Genomic DNA, 24748 nt, shown 5'->3' on the forward strand with positions numbered 1-24748 from the left:
TCCTTGTTAATTATGGCAGTCTGCTCAAAGCGTTATCAAAGATATTTACGCAGATATCAGCCATTTGTTTTTCGTCTTCCTGCATCCCATCCCTGAACCAGCTTATGAGTATTTGTAAAATGGCAGCTTCGGCAGCAAGTCTGAGATACTTCTTTTCTGGGTCAGCTGTAGGATAGAGCCGCTCTGAGACCGCTTTTTCAAGAAAGAGTTCATTCTGAAGAATTCCGGCTTGGTCAAACAGAGATATTATATCTTTATCGTTTTTGACAGCCCGAAAAATATCTTCGAACCACAGATGTGGGTTTTCGTGCAGTTCGGGCTTTTCGCTGATCTCCGCTATACGCTTTATTATTTCATCCCCAAGCTCATGCAGGATATCTTCTTTATCTGTATAGTTTCGATAGAACGCCGTCCTTGATACTCCTGCACGGCGTACTATCTCGCTGATGGTGATCTTCTCATAAGGGTGTTCGCTCATTAGATGCATAAGCGAAAGCTGCAGACACTCTCTTGTCAGCTGATTGGACTCCTTATTATTCATCCTCAGAACTTCTTTTTTTTGCATTTCTGTTAAAGATTCTTTTGAGCTTTTCATTTTTTCTCCCTCTCGACGTTACAAAAAATGCAAGAATGTAACATCGGTTCACTTAAACGAAATATTGTCATGTCCGATGGTAGAGCCATTGTTATTAATATGCTGTGGCGTTACACTTGTTACATCAGAATAATTGTAGCATCGTTTGGGGAGGCATAACAAGTATGGAATTAGCAAAAAACATTTCTCACAAAGTACAAAGACAGGCTTTTAGCATACTGATTGACAGGTTCCTTGCAAATCTCGATAAAACGGAGAACAGGACTGCTACTTATCTTAAGCTTGTTGACCAGGCAGAGAAATTCTGGGGTAAAGATGGAGCCAGAAAAGAAAGCCTTGATAAAGTAAGAGCGGCATTTAAAGATCCGGATAACAGATGGGTTAAGTTTTTGAATAAAGTAATAGATGAGACAGATCCGCATGTTGCAAAGATGATGATGCTCAATCTTGGCTATGAGGCATTTTTCAGAGGCACAAAAATGATCAGGGCAAACAGGGAAAAATACGGATGCAATATCCCATGGCTTATTCTTTTTGACCCTACAAGCGCCTGCAATATGCACTGTGCGGGATGCTGGTCAGGTACTTATGGACCTAAGCACAATCTGTCTTTTGAAGATATGGACAAAATCGTTACCCAGGGAAAAGAGCTGGGAGTATATCTTTACATGATGACAGGAGGAGAACCTCTTGTAAGGAAGAAAGATATCTTGAAACTGGCAGAAAAGCACAATGATGTTGAGTTCTCTATCTATACCAATTCAACACTTATTGATGAGGATTTCTGTAAAGAAGTTGTAAGGCTTGGAAATCTCACATTCCAGCTTTCTATCGAGGGAACTCCTGAGACTAATGACGCAAGACGTGGCCTTGGTCATTATGATGCAGTAATGAATGCCATGGATCTACTCAAAAAGTACGGAATAGTTTATGGAACTTCCATCTGCTATACAAGAAACAACATCAAGGCAGTTACTGATCCTAAGTTCATCGAGTTTATAGCTGAAAAAGGAGCAAGATTTGGATTCTTCTTTCACTATATGCCGGTTGGAAACAATGCTGTTCCTGAGCTTATGCCAACGGTAGAACAGAGAAAGAAGATGGTGGATCAGATTAGATTCCTGAGAAGTGACAAATGTGACCTGGGATTCTTCCCTATGGATTTCCAGAATGATGGCGAAGCAGTTGGCGGATGCATAGCAGGCGGAAGAAATTACTTCCACATCAATTCAAGCGGAGATGCTGAGCCATGCGTATTTATCCACTTCTCCAACACGAATATACATACACATTCAATACTTGAGATGCTTCAAAGTCCTCTTTTCATGGAATATCATAAGGGGCAGCCATTTAATAAGAATCATTTAAGGCCATGCCCAATGCTTGAAAATCCGGCTCTTTTAAGGGACATGGTTGAAATATCCGGAGCTCATGGTACCAATGAAGAGTCTGAAGAAAGTGTTGAACATCTGTGTGCAAAGTGTGATGATTACGCAAAAGAGTGGGCGCCTGTAGCTGACGATATCTGGGCCGGACAGAAACACTATAAGAAGGCATATGAGAATTATGCAAAAAAGGATGAAAAGCCTCTAAACATAGTTGCATTTAAGCACAAACCCAGACAGCATCACTTTAAACATAAGAGAGCTTAAATGCCTCGAATTATATAGTATTGTTGTTTCATTTACCCTGTCGAATAAAGTTTTATACTTTTCTTTTTCTGATGCAAGGCAGGTTTACAATGATCGGATGTCCCAAACCGGATGAGGGAGATTACACTGAGAAACTGACAGAAGTTATCAGTAACAAGGACATAAGGGATGTTACTATTGCAAGGATGGAAATGCCATGCTGCGTCGGTCTATGGTGTTCCGATGACTCATATAGCGTCGGAACACTTTTTTTATGTTCTAATGGTGCTCCGTGAATCCCTGGTTCAAGTCCCGTATGCGCATAAGTTAGCAATGCCGGAATACTAGAAGTCGCCTTTATCGATTTGTTATTTATTATTTATCGTATTTTAACATAATAATGTTAGAATTAAGTGTGAGTATCTAAAGCAAAGAACAAACAATAAGGCGAGTGTATCATGAAATCAAAAAGGATCCATACTACTATCAGCATAGCCCTCCTTTTCCTGGTAATCTATCTGGGAGTCTTTTTGACGCCTGTTTATGCCTCGTCTGATTCTCCTGCTACAGAATTTACAGTCGGTGTGCCTGTAGACAGATGTCCTATGTTTTACATTGATAAAGACAACGGCAAGATTGCAGGAATCGGCGTTGATCTTATGGAATCCGCTGCCAAAGAAGCTGGTTTCAATGTCGCATTCAAAGCTATAAGTGAATCAAATCTTAAGGAAGCCCTTGATAGTACTGAGTACGATCTTGTTATGCCCTTTGGAAGTGCTGTTTCAAGTGCATCTGGTCAAGCGACCATCGTATCGGACAATCTCATCCAGACCCCATTTACCCTTGTGACTACAGATAAGCACTCTATTTCTGACATAAATACCATCAGAGTAGGCATGCTAAAATCACAGGGCGGAGTAGCAGAAACTGTAAAGCAGTTATACCCTGGAATAACGATAAACCTTTACAATTCCATGGCTGATTGCATTAAAGCGCTTAGAAATGAAGAGGTAGATGCACTTTTACATAACTCATATGCGTGGAGCTATGTGCTTCAAAAGCCATCCTATAATGATTTTAAAGTACAGCCTTCTGCCATGTTTTCAATGGATTTTCGTGCCGGAACTCTTGAAACCCCAGAGGGAAAAAAACGAATTGAACTTCTGAACGAAGGAATTGCAGCTATTCCTGAAACCAAAAAACAGGCTATAGCCCTTGATTACACTACCAGAGATCTTTATGTATATACTTTTGAAGACTATCTCTACCAATATAAGTACTTCCTTATTATTGGGACTATCCTTTTTGCTGCTCTTGTTATAATGCTTGTCCTAAGACAGAAAGCATATTTTGAAGAGCAGAAGGAAAAGATGCGGATAATGGAGGATATCGATCCTCTCACTGGTGTGCTCAGCCACAATGGATTCCGTAAAAAAGTTGAGGAACTACTCACTAACAACCCTGATACACCGTATACGATATCCTATAACAACATAAAAGACTTTAAGTTCATCAACGACAGCTTTGGCTGGAAGGCCGGAGATGAGCTGTTAAAATTTTGGACTGAGAGAAGCCTTGAAGTACTTACCGATAAAGAAGCTATAGGAAGGTATGATGGAGATCATTTTGTTATCCTTCGATGTATTGGCGGCAATGAACAGATTCTTCAGGATGAAAAATATATTTTGACTCCTGTTCGCAATTATTTTAGCGATCGTGGAAAAGACTTTGTTGTAAGGCTCTGCTCTGGTATTTATGTTCTTATGCCTGATGACTATAAAGACATAAACGTGGATAAGATGCTTGATTATGCCCGCATTGCAGAAAGAAAAGTCAGAGAATCCAAGAAAGAAGGATTTGAGTTTTATAACCCAAAGCAGTGGGACATGGGAAGGAAAAGTGCCGGTATCGCAAGTCGCCTTCCTGCAGCTATTGAGTCTGGGGAAATACAAGTATGGTATCAGCCACAGGTCAACTATAAGACTGGGATGATAACTGGTGCAGAGGCTCTTTGCCGCTGGAAAAGCAAGAAGGATGGAAACATTTCTCCGGGAGAATTTATTCCGGTTTTGGAAGATGCTGGGCTTATCTATGATCTTGACTGTCACGTTTGGGACACTGTGTGTAAGGATTTGAAGCGATGGAATGATCAGGGCAGACAACTGTGTGTATCAGTAAACCTATCAAGACTTGATATAGTAAAGAACCCTGATGTAGCCGACCACTTTAATACATTAAAAGAGTTCTATAACCTATTGCCTGGTCAACTTCGTATTGAGATAACGGAAAGCGCATATGTCGAAAACTCCGATACCATCATCAAAACAACAACCAAACTTCGTGAAGCAGGCTTTGAAGTTGAAATGGACGACTTTGGAAGTGGTTACTCATCACTGAATATGTTAAAAGAAGTTATCCTTGATCGCATAAAGCTTGATCTTCGATTTATTACCGGTTCAGGTGACCAAAAGATGGGTCGGACAATACTTAGCTACATGGTCCAGATGATCCATGCTATTGGAACTTCTATTATCGCAGAAGGTGTTGAGACACTGGAACAGGCTGATTTCCTCGGAAGTCTTGGATGTGAGGAAATGCAGGGATATTATTTCTACAAGCCTATGCCGGTAGATGAGTTTGAAGAATTAACGGCATATCCAACAAAGAAATAAAGCCAATAAAGAACGATGTCAGACAGGGGGTTCACCTCCCGCTGGAACGCGCTGCTAACGCAAATATCATTGCACAAAATTCCTCTTTTGTGTTACGATTATTTTAGAAAAGCGGAGGAGTTAAGTCATGGGTGAAAATTCAGAATATTACAATTCATTGAGGCAGAAACGCCGTAAAGATACTGAAAGCATTAAAAACATTCTTCCTCAGCATACACATGGATTTGTTGAGGAATGTCTTCTCAAATATCAGGAAAGCACCGCTTTAAATTATGCGCAGGATATTCTATTTTTCTACGGATTTCTCAAGGAAAAGAATCCCCTGTGCAAGAATCTTGAAATCAAAGATATCCCCTTTGAAGTTGTCGAAAATCTTGGTCCTCAGGACATCAATGAATTCCAAAATTATGTTGCATCAGGCCACAAACCGGATAAAAAAGGCAATGTAAAGCCTGCTAAAGAACGTGCAATTGCAAGAAAAATGGCGGCTGTACGGAATTACTATAAATATCTGATCAAATATGACTATCTTAAGATTGATCCCACAGTGAAAGCTGCTGTAAAGAAGAAAGAAAAGGTAAAGAAAGATATCCGAAGGCTGTATCCTGACCAGGTTCAGCTTCTAATGGATTCTGTCGCAGCTGTGAATTCTGCTAGTTACCATTCCAAAGTCATGTCTGAACCTACTGCAAAAAGAGATCTGGCAATTGTAACTCTTCTGTTAAATACTGGAATCCGCGTCTCGGAATGTGCAGGGCTTGATCTTTCAGATATAAATTTTGATGAAAATACAATTACTATCGTCAGAAAAGGCGGCGATGAAGATCATCTCTACATAAACGAGATTATCCGGAATACGCTGAGGGATTATATCAATCATGAACGCCCTTCCCTACTCAATGATTCTGAAGAACCTGCTCTCTTCATATCTCTTCAGCATAAGCGTTTATCGATAAGAAGCATCCAATATATGATTTCAAAATATGGAAAAAACACAGGACTTACTCAAAAACTCACCCCTCATAAGCTCCGTAGAACGTATGGTACAGCGCTTTATAACAGAACAAGTGATATTTATATGGTTGCTGATGTTCTGGGACATAAAGACGTAAATACGACTGTTAAACACTATGCTGCTATAGAAGAAGAACATAAAAGACAGGCATCCCAGGTAGACGTCTATGGAACTGATGATATCCAGGATAATGATTAAATTGCACACACTACAGTGCCCGGTTTTTTACAATTTTAGCTTTAATCCATTCGGCTTTTTACAGATTTTTCTTTAAAAAGTACGGCTTTTTACATTTTCAAGCTTTATTTTTTTAAGTTAAAAAGTGTAAAAAGCCGTATTTTTGACTTTTTACACTCCTATCTTTAAACATATTACAAGTTTAGTTTAAACCGACAAAACATGAAAAGCGATGCGGTATACCCAAAGAGAGTATCCCGCATCGCTTTTTCGCAAAATTGTAATTTTTCGAAAAAGTAGTGCGCGTTAAAGGATCACTTTCAAATACAAATACAGTTTCAAATACTTTTGTAGTTTCAGCTTTTGGAACTACTGTTTAAATAAAAAGAAGCAATCCCTCATTTAGAGATTTGCTTCTGTAATGCCTCATCTTTTTAAACATCTAATTTATACTTCAATAATATCCCAATCGACTATAGTAGCTTCGCAATAATCTTCTCCAGCTTCTCTTAAATAGTCTCCTCCCTGCGAAAAGTCAGATGCTGCTTGTGCAGCTTCTCTCTCTGCTTCTTCATAAGTCTCATAAATTTCACCATCTAACTCATCTGTCGTTCCATCGCTAAAATTATAAATTACCTTGTAAGCCATAAAAATATACCTCCTTATTATATTGTTTTAATAATAGTGTCTAATGTAACCTTCAAACACTATTTATGGAACTCATTACTCTCAGCTCATCATTCTTTAAAAGAATAATAACTTTTGCCTTCCAACAACCTTTTTATACCATCAGCTATACTCTTCAAGGCTAAATCATTCTCTTTACAAGTTGCAAGCCTATAACGACCATTATTCTTAAACACTATGCTTGCTTCATATTCATCGTTAGTTTCTTCGTCTGACATAATCAGATGTATCACCCGACCATTGACCTTATATTTTTTTACAAAATTCATGTCTTTGATAACTTCTTCAGCATACTTATCCAAATGCAACAGTTTTTCAATATATGCCTTATCTACTACTTCTATAGCATCATTATCAGAATTGACTCTACAATCAATCGGTTCAACTACCCTTTTATAATGTTCATTACAAATACCTACCAATTTAGGAGCATTGACAAAAATATAAAGTAATAATACAGCTGAGGAAGTAAATACGATTCCTTTAACTGTTCCATCCTTTTCACCATTTCGATAGCCATCATTATAGCGTGCTATGTTTCCATTCCTTACTTCCTTCATGAAATTAGCAGGTGTTCCATAATTTTTTGCAACATAATGCAAAAATTTCCCAAACTTTTCAACATTCTCTGGATTTGCCATTATAATGCTCCCTTCGTATAGTTTTCTAATCTTATAGGATACACTTCTTTTTTGGTGACAAATTAAAATAGCTCTACAATCTTTATATAAAAATCATCTAACCGTATTATTCTATTTATCACCATCAGTATTCTCTGGAATATCCAGCCTTTCAAGCCATGTTTCTTTCTTTAATACAGCTAGAGTAAACATCGCAGCTGATATTACAGCAGCCCCGCCCATAATAGATGCCATTGTCATGCCGCTGGCTAATGCCCCGCCAGCTAATGCTACAATCTCAACATTTTTCTTGATCTCATCATCCATATCATCGTAATCACCCAATATAGCTGAAACCATTTTACTTTTATTATCTCGTTCTTCATCATCAACTATTTTTGAGATTTCTTTCTCAATAAGCAATCTTATAGCAATATATTGCGTTTTCTTTAATATTATTCTTTTTCTTTCAGATTCTATTCTAATAATTGTCTGCCGTGTAACATCCAATTTGTCTGCTAAATCCTGTTGCTTCCAATTCATTATTTTTCGAATTACTAAAAGATTAGTTTGCATCTTCATTAGCATCTTGGCGTTAACATTTTTTGAAGACATCATTATTCCTCCGTTCTGTAATATGCACTTTAACATTTTTAGTATAATATGTCAATAGTTAGATAAAATATCCTGTGTAACATTTTGTTACATTCTTTTCTTCATAAAAAAAGAGCGACTAAATAATCGCTCTAATAAAACTATATCTTTTATCTATTTATCAATCCGTGGTATAACATCTCCAGCTCCAATAATACAAAACTGTCTTTTTTTATCCTAGACTGTTTTTCGATATATTTGCTTTTCTTATCAGTCATCGAAAGAATTCCGCATATTGAGGACCAAAAAGTAAATATCACCACAAACGCATCATCTCCGAGATTGAAAAGTTCTGAGATATATTTGTTGATCTCTTCACCTATGTAATACGTGCTTTTTTCGCTCTCACAATACTGACCTTCTGAAAAATCCACGTTTATCACATCTTGTAATAGAGAAAAATACATAGGGTATTTATCTTTATATCTAATAATGCCTTCACAGACACCTGAATAATTATCCTTATAAGACAATGATTTACTTGTATGATTCATTATTTCATCTTTAAGCAGTTTCATACTATGCAATACCAGATAAGCAACAATCTCTTCCTTATTCTCAAAATATACATATATCGTAGCCTTACTATATCCAGCACTTTCAGCAATCATAGACACCGTGGTTTTTTCAATACCATGTGTTATGAATAGTTTTTCTGCTGCGTCTGCAATTCTTTTGCGATGAACTGAAGGCTCTTCTTTTATTCTTCTTGCCATAATTATTTTACCGATATGTAATCGGCCAAATCCCTCCTTATAGCTGCATTTTTTCCATAATCAGCTGTATACCCAACTCTCAAAATCATCTGTATATTCGCTATTCCCAGTTCTTTTTCAAGCGTTTCTCTATACTCTACGCACTCTATGGCGTAACTCATAGGCTGTACAGAAATAGAATCTTTCGTTAGATCAAGCCACAGATCAACGGTCTTCATTCCACACAAAATAAGCTCCTTTGCAGAATCAACTGAGTTAACTATAACAAAACCAGTACAACCATCCAACTGATTTTTGGTAGTTGTTATTCCTTGTTTTGCAAAGCTTTCTCCTTGAGCGCTTTCGTGGTTTGTAGACAGGTAATAAAGCATCTTTTTGATACCGCTTATGCCTAGTTGCTCCGCTGGAAGCCCATCCTTTTGATCCAAAGCCTCTTTATCCGAAAACCTTAGCCATGAAGACAACTCCGCCGCAACCTCTTTGTTATAGGCTTGTTCCGTGTACGCTTCTAGGGTTTCACTTTTTATAAGATCAAATTTATTATCACCTACTGAAAAGAAGTAGATTCCACGGTTATTTTCATCAATATATGAGTATTCTTTTTCGCTAATTCCTACTGATCTGTCAAATGCCCTCTTATCTGTGTGACGCTTAGTGATAATTGAGATCAGCTCCTTATCTATCACACCCGAAGTCTTACTATACTCAAGCCTTACATAGTTTTCATCCTGGCAAATCTCATATTTAGTCTCATAACCATAAGCTGAAAAACTCTTTATCAAGGTCTCCACGTAACAGCCCAAGGAAATGTACAATTCGCGGTCCTTTGGGTCTACTACCTTAAGCCGTCTTGATTCATCAAGACAGATAGTTAGATAATTTTCCCCAGGATAAATCTCTATCTTCCAGCTTTGGATATTGTGGGAATTTGGTGCCAATGATCCTAGATAAAGAATTTCCTGCAATTCTTCATCAAGCTCCGCTACATGCTTATTTGTTCTCACATCTACACGTTTTCCCAACAAAAACAGCACTATCAATATTATAACCACAACGACAATCACAAAATACCTCAACTTCATACTCTCCTCCGTTAATTAAACTCGTGGTTCAATTAAATCATTGAGAGCTCTCTTTGTCAAGACCACAAAAAAGCTACCCATGGGGTAGCCTTTCTAAACACTGAAATATTCACTTTTTTATTAGTATCATTGCATCTTTTCCGGATATCTTTATCTCTTTTCCCTTAAAATACTCGGTACCCGTTACTAGATTACAAGCGTCATATGGCAAAACAAACTCTTTTTTCTCCTGAGAGTGATTGAGTACAAATAGGAAGTCACCATTGGAGTTAGAACGCTCTGTTACTTCAAGGTCTTCATCACATTTTAGTAATGGTTGCACTCCACACTCTGAGCATATGTCAGACAAAAATTCCTTATAAAAATCATCGTTTGACTGCGTTGCAAAATAATATGCTTTACCTGCACCAAAGGCATTTACTGTAATTACCGGAGCTCCGGCATAAAAATCCTTTTCATACTTGGCAAGCTCATTTGCAGACCTTAGATGAAGAACATCGCACAGAACCTGTGCAGGATACTCTGTTCCCTTGTAAATAAAGGAATTCGCCTCTTCAGGAGGAAGTGCATCTAACTCTTCTACCCATATTCCCAGTATATCCTTCAGTTTTCCAGGATACCCACCAGTTACAACAAGGTCATTATCATCTACATAGCCACTAAAAGTGGTAGTAACAAATGTTCCACCGTTTTCTACGAAGCTACGAATTGTCTGATCATAGCCTTTCTTGCACATATACAACATAGGTGCTATTACTAACTTATACTTTGAAAGATCATCTTTTACACTGATTATATCAACAGGATAATGGTTTCTCCAAAGGGCGTAATAGTACTTTTTTATCTGATCACAGTAATTTAAAAGTCTTGAAGGACCTGCAGACCAGTCTATTGCCCGCCAATTGTCCCAATCAAAAACTATGGCTATCTCAGCTTTTGACCTGGCTCCTAAAATGCTAGAGCCTATTGTCTCAAGTTCTTTTCCAAGAGCAGAGACCTCTCTAAAAACGCGTGTATCCGATGTACCAACATGATCGATGACGGCGCTATGATACTTCTCACAAGCACCGATGCTTCGTCTCATCTGAAAAAACATTACCGTATCTGCTCCATGAGCCATGGCCTGATAACTGTAAAGTCTCATAACTCCTGGACGCTTTAAGCTACAGTACAGATGCCAATTAGTTACCCCTGGAGTCTGCTCCATAAGTGCAAATGGTTTGCCATTCTTGCAACCTCTCATCAGGTCATGAGATAACGCTGGTTCATAAGGTTTAGCATTATAAGTTGGGTAATTGTCCCAAGAAACAAAATCCATATACTCCGCCCATTTTTGATAATCAAGCGGCTTGTACATTCCCATAAGGTTCGTTGTAACGGGAATATCCGGCGTATACTTTTTAAGTATCTCTTTCTCTAAAAGAAAACATTCCAGCAGGCTATCAGAGTTGAAGCGAGCATAATCCAAAGATATTCCCTGGAAATTTGTCCTGATTCCATCCCACTCAAATTCTTCTGAGCGAAGATCTGGAGTAACAATATCTTCAAAATCATATAGGGTATGTCCCCAGAAAGCCATGTTCCAAGCGCGATTCACTTCTTCTATGGTTTTATATTTGTCTTTTACCCATGACCTAAAACGCTTCTCGCAGTTTTCACAATAGCATTCGCCACCAAATTCGTTAGAAATATGCCAACATACAATATTATCATAGTCCTTATAGCGCTCAGCAAGCTTTTCAACCAGCTTAGAAGCATACTTTCTGTATGTGGGCGAATTTGGACATGAATTATGACGAGATCCAAACTTACGCTTCACACCATTTTTTTCAGTTCTTAAAATATCTGGATATTTTCTAGCCATCCAGGCCGGATGTGCTGCTGTAGAAGTCGCCATGCAGACCTTAAGACCGTTCTTTTGAACAAGCTCCATTATCTTATCAAGCTTGGAAAAATCGTAAGTATCTTCAGAAGGTTGAAGCTGAGCCCAGCTGAATACATTTAGAGTTACTATATCAATATGTGCTTCCTTAAAAAGCCTCATATCCTCTTCCCATATATCTTCAGGCCATTGCTCTGGATTATAATCTCCACCATACAATATTTTTTGTACTTTGCTAGATTCGACCATAAAAAAACCTCCTTACAGAAACCTGTAAGGAGATTATTGCATAACAAATCGTATATTGCTAGGTATAATCTTAATATTTCACTTCTTCTGTGAGAGGAGCCTCTAAAAGAGTAGGATTTTCAACAAGCTTCTTTAAAAGTTTCAGTGATCGTCCATAATAGAAGCCATCCGATATTCTCTCATCAATCGTGAAGGAAAGATCTAACTCTCTTTTCATAGTAATATTGCCTTCAGCATCAAAATGTGGCCTGTTGATCTTGGATCCAACGATAATAAAGATAGAATTAGTACCCCAGTTCATCAGATGATGATAACCTATATTCATTCCAAGTGAACCTAAATTCGAAAGAACTACTGAGCACTGATATGGGTCTGTAGCAATTACTGACTGTGGCATCCATCCATGCTTATCAAGGAATCTTGCAAAAGCTCCTAAGACATGCTTAGCTGGAAGATGCTTGATAAAGTTCATGGCATCAGTAGACTCATCATCCTGTGTCTTACATAATGCAATCTGGTCTCTTACTTTTTTACTTATACTTTCAAGATTATCGCCCTCTTCTGCCACAATTCTTGCAAGCGTCTCATCTCCATCGTCTTTGAAGTTCTTTTTAACAGTAAATGCCGCTGTGACATTATTGCGCTGGTACAAAGTCTGATTCGCAATAAATCTGTTCATCTGTGGACGAAGATTTATAGTCTTAAGGGTAGCCGCTATAACAAGATCAAAAATAGAAATTCTATGTTCAGGGTGGAGCTTATTATGCTCATGAATGTACCTTTCAGTCTCTGATAGATCAATAGACATTGTCATAAACGCCTCATTGTCACATCTATTAGGATACATAAGTGGCATTACATAATGCATAGCGTCAACATCACGTAATAACTTTCCGTCTATACGGTCTCCCCATCTTCGATTTCCCAACTTAATATTCCTCCCATTGATAACGAGTTCTAATGCAGTATACATAGCAATTGCTGCCAATACATCTATAAAAGAATGCTGCTTAACAAAGCAAACAGAGATGCAGATCATAACTGCCCATGCGGTCATCATAAATTTCTTCCACAGCTTTGACTCCTTACGCGTTATCCACGCAGACAATACTGCAAGAGTGTATCCTACATGCAGTGAAGGACAAACTCCAGTAGGAGTATCTGCCGAATAAATAATCCCCATAAGCCAAGTACAGAAGTTACTATTTTCAAAGTGATCTGGTCTTAAATATTGGACCGAAGGCCATACTATATATATGATAACAGCCGTTATTTGCATTCCTAATACAAGCTTTTCTGCCCTAATAAAACTCTTTATATCATACAATGCCAGATACAACAGAGACCCTGCCATAAATATATACCAAGATACATAAAATAGCACAAAATATTCGTTAAATGGTATCATGTCATCCACTTTACTGTGAACGACGTGACACGCACTTTCTGGTATTACTCTCTCTGTAACAAAGTACATGAAGAAATATCCTACCCAACCTAATAAAAGGAGCAAATGGCGATACTCAGTACTTGCAATATTTGATAATCTTAATTTTCTATAATCTACAACAGGTTTCTTCATAACAATCTTTCATTATAAGGATACTTCTTTTTTGATACGTTTGGATAAGGAACTACCCTATGCCTAGGAAGGCTGTAAGCAATTTCTGAAATCGCATCCTGAAGATATCCACAAATTCTTTCTGCTTCTTCTTCGCTTTTATTCGTATGATCATAATAAATAGGCTCACCAAATATTAACTCGCCTCTTGCAGGACAAACATACATTGGTACAAATGGGATATCCTGTCCTTCCTGACGATAATAGTATTTGCCAAGGTGCGCAAAGCCCCTTTGAAATCTATGCACAATATTGTTATATTCTGTATACTCCTCAGGGAAAATAACAATTTTAGCACTCTGCTCAAGTTTTTCTACTGACAACTGAAAGGTTTTAAAAACCCTCTTATCTTTATATACCGGAAGTGTATCCGCATTAGTAAATACTATTTCTGATAATGATGGAATAAGATGTGCCACCAGTTTGAAAAACGGTCTTATTATAACAGGTTTTTTTGACCAAAAATCCCTGTAAGCATATTCTGCCACTTTATCTTTTTCCATCATTTCAGCTATACACCAAGTATAATGCTCTCCTGGAAAGTATAATTCAACAGAAACAGGTCCATGCGCTTGAGAATGATTCCCAATAACAACTGCCGGACCATCTGGAATATTCTCCATTCCGATTACCTTATATTTTGGAAAAACAATATATGCAATTTTCTTGATCAGCCGAAACACAGGATGTTTCATGAGTCTTTCTCCGCTCGAAAAAAAGATAAAATTTTAAACGCACAAAGGTAATTATAACCAAACTAAAGGCAGCATGCAATTCACTTCTGAATGCAATACTGCCTAGGTATTTTATCACTAAAACAAAATTTTATGAAAAGGAACTTTCTGCATCACGTATCATATCGCTGAGTTCTTTGTCCGAAACATCAACTACCCACGCCAACATCGTGATATTATGGGCGTGCTCTTCCACTGAAAATTTAGGGCATGTAAGATAAATATCAATTTCATCTTGTAGTTTTTTGCGTATCTCAGTTTCTGATCTCATGATCACCTCTCATAAAGTTGTAAAAGGCCAGAGTACAACGTACTCTGGCCTAATCATTATCATAATGAATTACTTCTTGTTGCCGTTTACAAGATCCTTAAGAGCCTTACCAGCCTTGAACTTAGGAACTGTAGCTGCAGGAATCTTAATTGTAGCGCCAGTCTGAGGGTTCTTACCTGTTCTAGCTGCTCTCTTAGATGTTTCAAATGTACCGAAACCTACGAGCTGAACTTTACCCTTCTTCTTAAGCTCCTTAGTTACAGCATTTGTGAATGCCTTAACTGCCTTCTCTGATGCAGCCTTTGTAAGACCTGTCTGCTTTGCGATAGCTTCAACTAATTCTGTTTTGTTCATGTAATGAACCTCCTCAAAAGATTATTAAACCGTTTTATCAGTTTTACAACTGATTATTACCTTTAAAGCGTATTACAAAAAATGTTAGATGTCAACCAAGTTAGCAATTTTCTTAGCTTTTATTGAAAAAAAACAAAAAATGCTCAATTTTTCCATATTGAAAGCATGCGTATGGTGTTGTAATATACATATCTGCGCTATTTTTTAGAAAAGGAATTAAAAAGTCATGGATAATCAATTATACTCATACGAAGAAGCCTGCGAGCTCATAAAAGATAAGGGATTAAAGGTTTCAATCAAACGTGATGATGATCTTAGTGTTTTATGCCAATTTGGTAATAACGGCTCAATATTAAACGTAAATACTCTTATATATGATCGTTACCAAATTCATGCTACTGAAAAAGACTACACTTCAATCAAAAGAATGGCTGAATCTGAAAATCTCGCCATCACAATCACTGAAAACGATAAAGACGAGATAGAGGACATAATTTCCGGCTATGAAGAAATAGGTAGTAAAGCAATTCTTTTTATCAAAAATGGAAATAAACTATATCGTCTTAACGAAACAGAAAACTACCTTCCTCACGAAATAATCTTTTTTACAAATGAAAATCTGGATCTTATATTAGAATGTCTCTGTGAAAACACTACATACAAGCCTAAGGCTCCTGTAACACCTGTTGTTGCGCCTAAAGTTATTGAACCAGAACTTACTGATGATGAGATAAAAGAAATTTATCCAGAAGGATCCACTGTAGAACACGCCAAATACGGTACGGGTACTGTAAAATCCGTTGCTACAGGTCGAATAACTGTGGAATTTGAAGGTTCTAATGAAAAGATCCTGGGGGCAAAGATCTGCATAAAGAATAAGCTACTCAAAGCAGTTTAAAAAAAAGAAGGATAAGAGCATTTTCTTATCCTTCTCTTTTATTTTATAATAGAGATGCGTTATCATTCTAATTATATTCATAAATGGGGGAATACGATGGTTAAGATACTTTCGGACAGCACATGTGATCTTTCAAAAGAGATAATTAACAAATACAATATAGGTATCATTCCTCTATATGTTAGACTTGGAGAAAAAGAGTATCTGGACGGAATTGATATAGCCCCAGAGATTCTATATAAATGGTCAGATGAACATGGTGAAACTCCCAAAACGGCGGCTCCCAGCGTTGATGATATCCTAAAATTCATTGATAACGACAATGAATACATTATATTTACTATATCATCCTCAATGTCAGCCTGCTTCAATAACGCCAGACTCGCGGCTGAAGAGCGCGACGACAATAAAGAAATTTACATTATAGATTCCGCTAATCTATCAACTGGAATTGGTCTTCAGGTCGTTTATGCTGCTGAACTAGCCTCAAAAGGCCTTTCTGCCAAGGAAATCGTTTCAGAAATTGAAAGATTAAAAGACAAAGTTAAAGCAAGCTTTGTTATTGACACCCTTGTTTATCTTCACAGGGGTGGTCGTTGCTCTGGTCTTGCAGCTCTTTTTGGCACTGCACTAAAATTACACCCTAGAATCGCTGTTTCTCATGGCGCAATGCATCCAGAAAAGAAATACCGTGGATCTAGCAAAAAATATGTAATGGACTACGTAAAAGACATGGAGGCAGACCTTCTATCCGCAAGAAAAGAGAGAGTTTTTATCACTCATTCAGGATGCGACAGAGAAATTGTTAACTCCGTACGAACATACCTTGAAAGCCTCGATCATTTCGATGAAATTCTTGAAACCAGGGCAGGAAGCGTAGTTTCATCTCACTGTGGACCGGGAACGTTAGGTGTGCTGTTCATTTCTGCCTGAACTCTACTCTCTTCATTTTTTATTTCCCAATGGATAAGGAAAGTAAGCGCAGCTCGTAATGCAATTATGGCTCCGAGTATACCTAGTTCAGCCCACTCTCTTACTACAACTGTTCGTAAAACCTCTCCGCCGAGTTTGAACTCAAGTGCAAGAGCTATACCCTGAGCCAGCTGTAAACGAATGGAATCATCTTTCTTAAGCCAAAAAATAAAGCTCTTTACCGCGGTATATACGAGGATACATATTCCAAACAGCTCAAGAAGTAATGTAGAAAATTCAACAATATACCTTAAAACAATAGCTGCTCCCTGATATATGTCTTCCATACAATAGCCCCTCCTTATCATTTAAAAAAAGAGCAAGCCAAAGCGCGACTTGCTCTAACAATCTGTAATTACTCAATTGTAAGAATATCTACAAATCCTGTAACCTCAAATATCTCCTTTATTTCTTCACTTACGTTTCTTACAATCATTTCCCCTTGCTTATTCATAACTTTCTGGGCAGATAACAAAACTCTAAGTCCCGCAGATGAAATATATTCAAGCTTCCCAAGGTCAATCTCGAGCTTTTTTACACCTGATAATGATGCCTTGAGTTCATCATCAAGCTGTGGTGCTGTAGTAGTGTCAAGTCTTCCATCCAGCGCAATTATTAAATCCGCTCCATTCGCAATTTTGTTGATCGTCATAGTATGCTCCTCTCATATTAAAATATCACATGATATTATTGCTCAATGTCATAAACAATAGTCATATCTACTCTGTCGCCCTTAACACCAACAACGACATCTTTTGCCAACTTAGCTACAATGGATTTTTCAAGTTCATCCCAGGCCTCTTTGACACTGACATTTTCCATTTCGTCTGACAAGGAACTTCTATATTCGCACAATGACCACATAATACCTGTATCAGCCATTCCCTCCGTGCTACTATACATTCCCATTGTACCATATTGAACGTAGCCACCGCCATATTCTTGTTGTAATTTCATAACATTATTGTACCCTAAAGCGCCATTTTCTATGACATCCCGGACTTTGCCCATAAACCCTTTCACTAGAGAATTTGTGCCGTCAAAGGACATATCAAGCAAGTTCTTTTTCTTGTTTATATCCATTTCTGTCTTTGCCGTTAACCTAATGCAGCACTGATTTTTATATTTTTCAAACCATATAACTGCGCTGTATTCCCCCGTCATCTCCTTTAACATGCCTAATGTCTCTTCAAAAATGAGATTAAGATGGAAACTGTCTTTTTTATTTAGTTTCAGTTCTTCTATAGTACTATCCGCTCTACCTATGGCATTAGAAGCTTTGATCACATCGCTGTCTACTATGATCTGCTTACTTATAATAGCCGGAACCCTTGAATTAACATTGGAAAGAGCCTCTGAAAAGTCTTTCGTCACTATCATCTTAACGATGTCTTTATCAAATCCAACTTCTATATCGTCTGCAAGGTTAGCAACAAGCGACCTCTCCAAATCATCCCATGCTTCCTGGGAGTACTTGTCTTCTTCTCTCTTTTTCAAAAGCTCAGCCTGATATTCTTTTAAAGACCATTTCTTTTCAGCAGGCGGCTCTATAACAAACATTGAAGCTAGTTTTGAAAAAAAGCCTTGCTCCATGCTGTTTTCTCCCGAAGATGAAACTGAAAGGAGCTCCTGCCTTTTATTCTCGTCGATACTATTGGTAGCTGTCAGAAAAATATAAGCTATTCTAGCGTCTCCCTCAAACCAAAAATCCACAGTATTATCTCCAACTATCTGCTTGGCCAGCCTCAACACCTCTTCTGTTAGTAGTCGTAAATGAAGCTCGTTTTTCTTATCCAGTCTGATATCAAACACAAAATCATCAAACAGCTGATATATTCTGGTTATGTCTCTTTCAACCCTGCCAATCTTCACATGCTCAGATTTCATCCAAGTGTCCCCCTCATCAGTTATTTATTCTAATTATATACTTTATTATGTTTGTTTGTGTCTATGAAATTGTTAATTTTCTAGAAACTGTTTTCCCCATTAATGGGAGGAAGGGCTTCCTGCTGGTGCAGAAGCCCTTCTGTTGTGTTATGAAAAGTATATATGTGGGGTTCAAGAGATTACTCACTCTTGATGATCAGATTCTACCTTGCTAACCTTAAATGAACCTAAAAAAATTATAAGACTTTTTCGTAGTATCCTCCTTTTTGTACAAAACCAAGCTTAGATAGGTACGCTTTATGATTTACATCAGATCCTCTATATACCAACGACTTAACCCCTTCCTCAGGAAGCTTTGACATTAGATATTTGCCTATAGAAAAATCTCTATATTCAGGAGTCGAATAATCAAGCATGATTTCCAATAAACCATCATTTAATGATCCGAGTAAAATTCCTGTAGGCGTTCCCTTGTGGCATACCGCATATCCAACATTTGCCTCTGAAAAATCCATGTTTATACCAGGAAAACACTTCATTATATCATCCTTATAGCAATCAACTATGTACTTAAGAAGGCTATCTTCCTTATTAAGCTTTACAAAATCATATTCTACATTTGTATTACTCAACTTTACTAGGTAATAAATATTTATCATTACCAGGCATAAATTCATGATTGCCGTAGGATATGAATGAATTATAAAAGCATAGATAGTAAATATCACGCTTCCTACTGAATTAACTATTCGAAGTTTAACTACTGATGCCATCAAAAATGAAACCAGTACCAAAGCGGATCCAACATATCCAATCGCTTCAATTATTGTTTTTGTATTCATATTAACCTCTTTCTTATTCGTATTTACAAAAGAATCATAGCAAATCCAAGATATTAAAGCAATGAAAAAAGGTACAATGAATATTTGGAATTTTGATAATTAAATGATATTATCATATTATATAAACACATTTTCTGAAGAGGGAGGTATCATATGCAGAACTATGTAAAAATGGAATATCCAAGAAATAAAGATGTAATTATGCGTTATACACCTGGCCATTTCATAACCCCTCATTCTCACGTAAATTACTACATCGACTTTTGCGACACAAAAGCCAGAATGAAAGAAGCAAGAGCAGCTGGCGAATCCCTTGCTGAACTGTTTTTGGCTTCAGATATCATCGATACAATCCTTTGTCTTAACGGGATGGAAGTTGTAGGATCATATATGGCAAACAAGCTTACTGAAGCAGGTATCCTTTCAAAGAACTCTCACAAAACAATGTACATAACAAGCCCCGAATATAACGTCAATGACCAGATAATGTTCAGGGACAATAACAAACATATGATAAAGAATAAGAAAGTTCTGATCCTTATCGACTCTGCCACAACCGGCGGAACATTAAAAAGCGCATTAGACTCAGTTAAGTTTTATATGGGCGACATTGTTGGTATCGCTGCCGTTTTCTCAGTAGCAACCCAGATTGAAAGCATTCCAATAAGAGCACTTTTCACAACCAGAGACCTACCTGATTACGCTAGCTATTCGCAGGACTCTTGCACGCTTTGTAAATCCGGCATTCCTGTAGATGCTATCTGTAACGGCTTCGGTTATTCCACCATTTGACCTAAATAAGAAAAGAAGCTCTTTATCGCTAAAGAGCTTCTTTTCTATTGATTGTTCATGTTCATCATCATTCTTGCAGTTTCTATATCATTTGCAGTGAGCTTTATGTTTGATTCAAGGGTCTTTCCATCAGGAGTTGTAACTTTAATATCTATTATAGTTCCCTCCTGCATTGCATTGCTCCCGATAGCTCTAAAAAAAGGCAATACCTTAGGATGATCCTGTGAAAACAGACTAAATCTCTGCTGAAGCTGCATTAAAAGCATAGGATTCATGTTCATTATATCAACCTCCAAAAATCATATGAATTATATCATAATATATGTGATTACATGTACAAAAGAAAATATACATAAGTAAGTTAAAAAATAATCAATCTTTTTTGTGAATTTTAGCCCAAAACTTGAGTCAAATCAAGTTTTTTTGAAATTATAAGGATTATAATCGCAATCGGCTAAAAAAATATATCTGATACATACAAGGAGGAAAAACAATGTACGGATTTGGTGATATGATACAGAAACTAAAGGCTAACCCTAAGACAATCGTATTCCCTGAAGGTTCTGACCCAAGAATTTTAGAGGCTGCTTCAAGACTTCTTGCAGGTAACTTCTTAAAACCTATCCTTTTAGGAAATCCAGATGAGATCAATAAGTCAGCAGAAGATGCTGGTTACAATATCAGAGGAGCTCAGATAATTGACCCTGAGAACTTCGACAAATTTGATGAAATGGTTGAGCAGTTCTGCGAGCTTAGAAAGAGTAAAGGAATGACACCAGAAAAAGCTATTCCTATCCTTAAGCAGACAAATTACTTTGGAACAATGTTAGTAAAAATGGGACTTGGTGACTGTCTTCTTGGTGGTGCAACATACTCAACAGCTGATACTGTTCGTCCAGCACTTCAGATCATCAAAACAAAGCCTGAGAACACAATCGTTTCTTCATGCTTCATTCTTGTTCGTCCTTCAGCTACTGGAGAAAACGAAGTTATCGCTATGGCTGATTGCGGAATCAACATCAATCCTAACGAAGACGAGCTTGTTGAAATCTGCGGTGAGACAGTAAACTGCGCTCAGAGATTTGGCGTTGATCCAAAGGTTGCTTTCCTTTCATTCTCTACTAAGGGATCAGCAAAAGATGACACTGTTACCAAGATGCAAAACGCAACAAAGAAGGCTCAGGAGAGATATCCAGAGATTCCTATCGATGGAGAGCTTCAGTTTGACGCTGCTGTATCTCCTAGAGTCGCAAAGCAGAAAGCTCCAGGCTCACCTGTAGCAGGTCACGCTAACACATTTATTTTCCCAGATATTAATGCTGGTAACCTCGGATATAAGATTGCTCAGCGTATGGGCAACTTCGAAGCATATGGCCCTATTCTTCTTGGCCTTAATGCTCCAATCAACGATCTTTCTCGTGGTTGCAACGCAATTGAAGTATATTCAATGTCTATCATCACCGCTTCTCTTGCTTAATAAATATCATACATATGATATTTATGTTATATATCATTGAATTTTTAAGACTATCGTATATAATTATACGATAGTCTTATTTTTCAAAGAAAGTCAGGTCACGTATGTCACGCATTTCTACCATGGATATGACACAAGGCTCAATCCGCAAAGAGATGATTCTTTTTGCCATTCCCTTGCTTGCCGGAAATATTTTTCAACAACTCTATAACACCATAGACAGTATCGTAGTTGGCCAAGTTGTAGGACCTGATGGTCTTGGTGCAGTTACCAGCGTAGCTCCTGCAATCAATACACTTGTTGGTTTCTTTATGGGGTTTTCCACAGGCGCTAGTGTTGTTGTTTCACATTTCTTCGGCGCAAAAACCATTTCCGATCTTAGAAAAGCTGTTCATACGGCCATTGTGTGCACTTTTTTACTTGGCATATTGCTGATGGCTTTTGGCTACTTCGTAACACCGCCTCTCTTAGTTTTCATGTCTACTCCAGAGTCAGTTATGCCGCTTGCCACTACATACCTCAGAATCTATTTTCTAGGAATAATAGGTCTTATGATGTATAACATAGGATCTGCGATTCTTAGAGCCGTCGGCGATTCCATAAGACCACTTATCTTCTTGATAATTACCTCTGTTCTTAACATTGTTTTGGACATACTTTATGTAATTGTACTTCACCAGGGAGTTGCAGGTGCAGCATATGCTACTATAATCTCTCAATTTATTTCAGCATTCCTTACTTTGTGGGTGCTTTTTAGAACTGACGATTGTTATAGCATCAGATTCAAAGAACTCACTATAGACAAACCCATTCTTAAACAGATCATAAAGATTGGTATGCCTGCCGGAATACAGATGGCGGTAATCTCTTTTTCAAATTTATTTGTTCAGGGATATATCAACAGATTTGGTGAATCTAGCACCGCAGGATGGGGGGCATATGGAAGAATCGATGCCTTTGTAATGCTCCCAATGCAAAGTATTGCATTAACAGCTACGACTTTTGTCGGACAAAATGCTGGTGCTGGTAATGTAGATCGTATAAAAAAAGGCATCAAAGAAGCTCTTTTCCTTGCTGCTATATGCACTATAGCACTAGTAATTCCTGAATTCTTTGCTGCCCCTAAAATGGTCTCATTATTCAATGGAGATCCTGAAGTCATCAAATATGGCACACTATTTATCAGAATGAATTGTTTTTTTGATATCTTATGCTGTAGTAACCAAACCCATGCTGGTGTACTTAGAGGTGTTGGTGACGCCAAAGCTCCTATGTATATTATGCTCTCATCCTTTGTTGTTTTCAGGCAAATATACCTTTTTATCGTGTCACATTTAACAACATCCATATATCCTATATCTATTGCATATCCTGCGGGGTGGCTTGTTTGCAGCGTCATTATGCTGATATATTTTAAAAAGAGCAATTGGGAAAAAAGAGTAGACATTAACTACTCTTGACTCGTTCCCTTTCTCCTCTCATGCTCAGCATAATATCTGCTCTTATCCTCTCGCATTGCTTCATCAGCTTCCTTAATTGCGTGATTGATCTCTTGTGAATTAGCTATCCAACATGAGCCCATTGAACCCTCTGTATTACTGCACTTTTTTCTGTATTTATCAACCAATTCATTGAATTTTTCTTCTTTTATTTCTGGAATAACAGCAATAAATTCATCTCCACCTATTCTGTAGCAGTATTTCTTTTTAAATATTTGTGCAAACCTCTCTGCTACAGTCTTAATGTGCGCGTCACCCGCTTCATGGCCTTTTTCCTTGTTGATGGCTTTTAGTCCATTGACATCTAAATAACACACTCCAACAGTTACAGACATCTCTGTAAGTAGTTTTAATGTCTGATTAAGAGCATACCTGTTTCCTACTCCTGTTAAAGCATCATGACTTCCAAGATAAGTCATCTCTGCAGTAAGTGTCCTGTTTCTCATTTCATACGAGATGAATATTGCAACAGATTCAATAACACTTGATATATCAATAGTAAGATCATTGGGATAATTATCTGCTACCAAATAGCCAATAACCTTCTCGTTATCTCTCAAAACAGCAACACTGTAACGCTGAATATTTCCTGCTAATACCTCGTTGTAAAGCGTCTCATCATCATCTCTTAAGATCATGGTATCATTAACAAAAACCAAATCCTTATCTTTCAGTTGTCTATCCCACAAACTTATAAAATCATATTTTTCTATATCTTCTTTTGTTGGTAATTTAGCAGAGCACGCTCCATTTATCCACTCGTGGAATCCTACCAGGTTCCCTTTTTCGGTTTCTATCGCATAGACTCTATCTGCTTCTATAGCTTCCCCTACAACCTTCAGAACTCTTCTAAGGCCCTTTCCAAATTCAGCAGAAGATAAAGCCTTAGCACATTCTATTACAAGCTTATTAGTATTATTTGTAAGAGCATTATCGTCCTCACTATGTTTAGTTGCGGTTACATCATGGATAATAAATGCGCAGAATCCCTTTTGATAAACTGGAACAGCCCAAAATTCAAACCATTTATCATAATATGTATTATATGTGCGCAAGATAGATGACTGTCTTAGCATAGCTGCTTGATAGCTATACTTAATCCAATCTTCATCTCTATTAGATACAGTTTTTAAATATGTATTTCCAATCAGCTCAGATGTTGGCTTTCCAACCAATTGAGCATATTTCTCATTTGCAAAAAGAAATAACATATCCTTGACTGTCCCAAAAGGATCAGTAAGAACCTTAAAGATGCAACATGCATCTGGTAAATCCTTAAGCATAGACAAAATATCACTATCACTAAATTCCTTAGTAGAAGAATATTCTATTTTCCCGGTGTTGGTCTGTTCTGGCATATCTTTCTCCCATACAAGCGTATCAAAATAATGTCAAAAAATAACCTACCTAGCATAAATTAT

General features: G+C 37.5%; 25 protein-coding genes and 1 pseudogene. 9 read left to right on the top strand and 17 right to left on the bottom strand.

Features of this window, described 5'->3' with window-relative positions; translation table 11 throughout:
• Nucleotides 1-10: 10 nt before the first annotated feature.
• On the bottom strand, nucleotides 11-595 hold the full coding sequence (locus tag bhn_RS00005; RefSeq protein WP_013282475.1) for a TetR/AcrR family transcriptional regulator: 585 nt from the start codon (nucleotides 593-595) through the stop codon (nucleotides 11-13).
• 164 nt (nucleotides 596-759) lie between these two features.
• Here bhn_RS00005 and bhn_RS00010 point away from each other — a divergent pair, with 164 nt between their 5' ends.
• The 4 genes and pseudogenes from bhn_RS00010 to bhn_RS00025 all read left to right on the top strand — a co-directional run bounded on the left by bhn_RS00010 (nucleotide 760) and on the right by bhn_RS00025 (nucleotide 6111).
• A complete protein-coding gene (locus tag bhn_RS00010) occupies nucleotides 760-2247 on the top strand; it encodes a radical SAM protein (protein WP_022766956.1) in 1488 nt (495 codons plus the stop codon).
• Nucleotides 2248-2330: 83 nt separating this feature from the next.
• Nucleotides 2331-2459: pseudogene (locus tag bhn_RS16110) on the top strand (4Fe-4S ferredoxin); the annotation flags it as partial.
• Nucleotides 2460-2684: 225 nt separating this feature from the next.
• A complete protein-coding gene (locus tag bhn_RS00020; RefSeq protein ID WP_022766957.1) occupies nucleotides 2685-4898 on the top strand; it encodes an EAL domain-containing protein in 2214 nt (737 codons plus the stop codon).
• A gap of 127 nt (nucleotides 4899-5025) precedes the next feature.
• Nucleotides 5026-6111 (top strand): tyrosine-type recombinase/integrase, encoded by a 1086-nt coding sequence (locus tag bhn_RS00025; protein ID WP_026525340.1) that lies wholly within the window; start codon nucleotides 5026-5028, stop codon nucleotides 6109-6111.
• A 426-nt stretch (nucleotides 6112-6537) separates the two neighbouring features.
• On the opposite strand, the gene bhn_RS00030 is transcribed toward bhn_RS00025, so the two are convergent.
• The 10 genes from bhn_RS00030 to bhn_RS00075 all read right to left on the bottom strand — a co-directional run bounded on the left by bhn_RS00030 (nucleotide 6538) and on the right by bhn_RS00075 (nucleotide 14960).
• Nucleotides 6538-6738, bottom strand: coding sequence for a hypothetical protein (locus bhn_RS00030; RefSeq protein ID WP_071174785.1), 201 nt, complete (start codon nucleotides 6736-6738; stop codon nucleotides 6538-6540).
• Nucleotides 6739-6827: 89 nt separating this feature from the next.
• The gene (locus bhn_RS00035) at nucleotides 6828-7418 is read right to left on the bottom strand and encodes a hypothetical protein (protein WP_071174786.1); all 591 of its coding nucleotides are present in this window, start codon (nucleotides 7416-7418) and stop codon (nucleotides 6828-6830) included.
• Between the two features lie 111 nt (nucleotides 7419-7529).
• Complete coding sequence (locus tag bhn_RS00040) at nucleotides 7530-8015, bottom strand: helix-turn-helix transcriptional regulator (protein WP_161487270.1); 486 nt, start codon at nucleotides 8013-8015, stop codon at nucleotides 7530-7532.
• A 146-nt stretch (nucleotides 8016-8161) separates the two neighbouring features.
• The gene (locus bhn_RS00045; protein ID WP_071174788.1) at nucleotides 8162-8767 is read right to left on the bottom strand and encodes a TetR/AcrR family transcriptional regulator; all 606 of its coding nucleotides are present in this window, start codon (nucleotides 8765-8767) and stop codon (nucleotides 8162-8164) included.
• A 2-nt stretch (nucleotides 8768-8769) separates the two neighbouring features.
• Nucleotides 8770-9849, bottom strand: coding sequence for a hypothetical protein (locus bhn_RS00050; protein WP_071174789.1), 1080 nt, complete (start codon nucleotides 9847-9849; stop codon nucleotides 8770-8772).
• Between the two features lie 109 nt (nucleotides 9850-9958).
• Nucleotides 9959-11980, bottom strand: a complete 2022-nt coding sequence (locus bhn_RS00055) for a beta-galactosidase (RefSeq protein ID WP_071174790.1) — start codon at nucleotides 11978-11980, stop codon at nucleotides 9959-9961.
• Between the two features lie 70 nt (nucleotides 11981-12050).
• Nucleotides 12051-13163 (bottom strand): 2-oxo acid dehydrogenase subunit E2, encoded by a 1113-nt coding sequence (locus bhn_RS00060; protein ID WP_161487271.1) that lies wholly within the window; start codon nucleotides 13161-13163, stop codon nucleotides 12051-12053.
• A 395-nt stretch (nucleotides 13164-13558) separates the two neighbouring features.
• Entirely contained in the window at nucleotides 13559-14296 is a 738-nt protein-coding gene (locus bhn_RS00065) for a lysophospholipid acyltransferase family protein (RefSeq protein WP_071174792.1), read from the bottom strand.
• Between the two features lie 130 nt (nucleotides 14297-14426).
• Nucleotides 14427-14606, bottom strand: a complete 180-nt coding sequence (locus bhn_RS00070) for a hypothetical protein (protein WP_071174793.1) — start codon at nucleotides 14604-14606, stop codon at nucleotides 14427-14429.
• Nucleotides 14607-14675: 69 nt separating this feature from the next.
• Complete coding sequence (locus tag bhn_RS00075) at nucleotides 14676-14960, bottom strand: HU family DNA-binding protein (protein WP_071174794.1); 285 nt, start codon at nucleotides 14958-14960, stop codon at nucleotides 14676-14678.
• 226 nt (nucleotides 14961-15186) lie between these two features.
• On the opposite strand from bhn_RS00075, the gene bhn_RS00080 reads away from it, so the two are divergent.
• Together bhn_RS00080 and bhn_RS00085 are read left to right on the top strand one after the other, a co-directional pair.
• Nucleotides 15187-15858 (top strand): hypothetical protein, encoded by a 672-nt coding sequence (locus bhn_RS00080; protein ID WP_071174795.1) that lies wholly within the window; start codon nucleotides 15187-15189, stop codon nucleotides 15856-15858.
• 96 nt (nucleotides 15859-15954) lie between these two features.
• A complete protein-coding gene (locus tag bhn_RS00085) occupies nucleotides 15955-16791 on the top strand; it encodes a DegV family protein (protein WP_071174796.1) in 837 nt (278 codons plus the stop codon).
• Here bhn_RS00085 and bhn_RS00090 read toward each other — a convergent pair.
• The 4 genes from bhn_RS00090 to bhn_RS00105 form a co-directional block, all read right to left on the bottom strand.
• Nucleotides 16746-17117 carry a DUF1622 domain-containing protein gene (locus bhn_RS00090; RefSeq protein WP_071174797.1) on the bottom strand — a complete coding sequence of 124 codons (372 nt, stop codon included), beginning with the start codon at nucleotides 17115-17117 and terminating at the stop codon, nucleotides 16746-16748. The genes bhn_RS00085 and bhn_RS00090 overlap by 46 nt on opposite strands.
• A gap of 68 nt (nucleotides 17118-17185) precedes the next feature.
• Nucleotides 17186-17482 (bottom strand): STAS domain-containing protein, encoded by a 297-nt coding sequence (locus bhn_RS00095; protein ID WP_071174798.1) that lies wholly within the window; start codon nucleotides 17480-17482, stop codon nucleotides 17186-17188.
• Between the two features lie 35 nt (nucleotides 17483-17517).
• Nucleotides 17518-18717, bottom strand: a complete 1200-nt coding sequence (locus tag bhn_RS00100) for a hypothetical protein (RefSeq protein WP_071174799.1) — start codon at nucleotides 18715-18717, stop codon at nucleotides 17518-17520.
• Nucleotides 18718-18953: 236 nt separating this feature from the next.
• Entirely contained in the window at nucleotides 18954-19559 is a 606-nt protein-coding gene (locus tag bhn_RS00105) for a YgjV family protein (RefSeq protein WP_071174800.1), read from the bottom strand.
• A 153-nt stretch (nucleotides 19560-19712) separates the two neighbouring features.
• Between bhn_RS00105 and bhn_RS00110 the strand changes: the two genes are divergently transcribed.
• Entirely contained in the window at nucleotides 19713-20351 is a 639-nt protein-coding gene (locus tag bhn_RS00110) for a phosphoribosyltransferase (RefSeq protein ID WP_071174801.1), read from the top strand.
• A 44-nt stretch (nucleotides 20352-20395) separates the two neighbouring features.
• On the opposite strand, the gene bhn_RS00115 is transcribed toward bhn_RS00110, so the two are convergent.
• Nucleotides 20396-20632, bottom strand: coding sequence for a hypothetical protein (locus tag bhn_RS00115; protein ID WP_083385574.1), 237 nt, complete (start codon nucleotides 20630-20632; stop codon nucleotides 20396-20398).
• A gap of 212 nt (nucleotides 20633-20844) precedes the next feature.
• Here bhn_RS00115 and pta point away from each other — a divergent pair, with 212 nt between their 5' ends.
• A complete protein-coding gene (gene pta / locus bhn_RS00120; protein WP_071174802.1) occupies nucleotides 20845-21828 on the top strand; it encodes a phosphate acetyltransferase in 984 nt (327 codons plus the stop codon).
• A 122-nt stretch (nucleotides 21829-21950) separates the two neighbouring features.
• Entirely contained in the window at nucleotides 21951-23288 is a 1338-nt protein-coding gene (locus bhn_RS00125; protein WP_236845894.1) for an MATE family efflux transporter, read from the top strand.
• Here bhn_RS00125 and bhn_RS00130 read toward each other — a convergent pair.
• A complete protein-coding gene (locus tag bhn_RS00130; protein WP_071174804.1) occupies nucleotides 23279-24685 on the bottom strand; it encodes a diguanylate cyclase domain-containing protein in 1407 nt (468 codons plus the stop codon). The two genes, bhn_RS00125 and bhn_RS00130, sit on opposite strands and share 10 nt — an antisense overlap.
• Nucleotides 24686-24748 lie beyond the last annotated feature (63 nt).

Source organism: Butyrivibrio hungatei (assembly GCF_001858005.1).
GTDB lineage: Bacteria > Bacillota > Clostridia > Lachnospirales > Lachnospiraceae > Butyrivibrio > Butyrivibrio hungatei.

Bases quoted from the DNA above. Each gene is read 5' to 3' on its own strand.
- bhn_RS00105 (WP_071174800.1), bottom strand. From the start codon at position 19,559: ATGAATACAAAAACAATAATTGAAGCGATTGGATATGTTGGATCCGCT.
- bhn_RS00050 (WP_071174789.1), bottom strand. From the start codon at position 9,849: ATGAAGTTGAGGTATTTTGTGATTGTCGTTGTGGTTATAATATTGATA.
- bhn_RS00070 (WP_071174793.1), bottom strand. From the start codon at position 14,606: ATGAGATCAGAAACTGAGATACGCAAAAAACTACAAGATGAAATTGAT.
- bhn_RS00045 (WP_071174788.1), bottom strand. From the start codon at position 8,767: ATGGCAAGAAGAATAAAAGAAGAGCCTTCAGTTCATCGCAAAAGAATT.
- bhn_RS00025 (WP_026525340.1), top strand. From the start codon at position 5,026: ATGGGTGAAAATTCAGAATATTACAATTCATTGAGGCAGAAACGCCGT.
- bhn_RS00075 (WP_071174794.1), bottom strand. From the start codon at position 14,960: ATGAACAAAACAGAATTAGTTGAAGCTATCGCAAAGCAGACAGGTCTT.
- bhn_RS00065 (WP_071174792.1), bottom strand. From the start codon at position 14,296: ATGAAACATCCTGTGTTTCGGCTGATCAAGAAAATTGCATATATTGTT.
- bhn_RS00020 (WP_022766957.1), top strand. From the start codon at position 2,685: ATGAAATCAAAAAGGATCCATACTACTATCAGCATAGCCCTCCTTTTC.
- bhn_RS00060 (WP_161487271.1), bottom strand. From the start codon at position 13,163: ATGGGGATTATTTATTCGGCAGATACTCCTACTGGAGTTTGTCCTTCA.
- bhn_RS00005 (WP_013282475.1), bottom strand. From the start codon at position 595: ATGAAAAGCTCAAAAGAATCTTTAACAGAAATGCAAAAAAAAGAAGTT.
- bhn_RS00010 (WP_022766956.1), top strand. From the start codon at position 760: ATGGAATTAGCAAAAAACATTTCTCACAAAGTACAAAGACAGGCTTTT.
- bhn_RS00035 (WP_071174786.1), bottom strand. From the start codon at position 7,418: ATGGCAAATCCAGAGAATGTTGAAAAGTTTGGGAAATTTTTGCATTAT.
- bhn_RS00100 (WP_071174799.1), bottom strand. From the start codon at position 18,717: ATGAAATCTGAGCATGTGAAGATTGGCAGGGTTGAAAGAGACATAACC.
- bhn_RS00040 (WP_161487270.1), bottom strand. From the start codon at position 8,015: ATGATGTCTTCAAAAAATGTTAACGCCAAGATGCTAATGAAGATGCAA.
- bhn_RS00110 (WP_071174801.1), top strand. From the start codon at position 19,713: ATGCAGAACTATGTAAAAATGGAATATCCAAGAAATAAAGATGTAATT.
- bhn_RS00055 (WP_071174790.1), bottom strand. From the start codon at position 11,980: ATGGTCGAATCTAGCAAAGTACAAAAAATATTGTATGGTGGAGATTAT.
- bhn_RS00130 (WP_071174804.1), bottom strand. From the start codon at position 24,685: ATGCCAGAACAGACCAACACCGGGAAAATAGAATATTCTTCTACTAAG.
- bhn_RS00125 (WP_236845894.1), top strand. From the start codon at position 21,951: ATGGATATGACACAAGGCTCAATCCGCAAAGAGATGATTCTTTTTGCC.
- bhn_RS00085 (WP_071174796.1), top strand. From the start codon at position 15,955: ATGGTTAAGATACTTTCGGACAGCACATGTGATCTTTCAAAAGAGATA.
- bhn_RS00080 (WP_071174795.1), top strand. From the start codon at position 15,187: ATGGATAATCAATTATACTCATACGAAGAAGCCTGCGAGCTCATAAAA.
- bhn_RS00030 (WP_071174785.1), bottom strand. From the start codon at position 6,738: ATGGCTTACAAGGTAATTTATAATTTTAGCGATGGAACGACAGATGAG.
- bhn_RS00115 (WP_083385574.1), bottom strand. From the start codon at position 20,632: ATGAACATGAATCCTATGCTTTTAATGCAGCTTCAGCAGAGATTTAGT.
- bhn_RS00090 (WP_071174797.1), bottom strand. From the start codon at position 17,117: ATGGAAGACATATATCAGGGAGCAGCTATTGTTTTAAGGTATATTGTT.
- bhn_RS00095 (WP_071174798.1), bottom strand. From the start codon at position 17,482: ATGACGATCAACAAAATTGCGAATGGAGCGGATTTAATAATTGCGCTG.
- pta (WP_071174802.1), top strand. From the start codon at position 20,845: ATGTACGGATTTGGTGATATGATACAGAAACTAAAGGCTAACCCTAAG.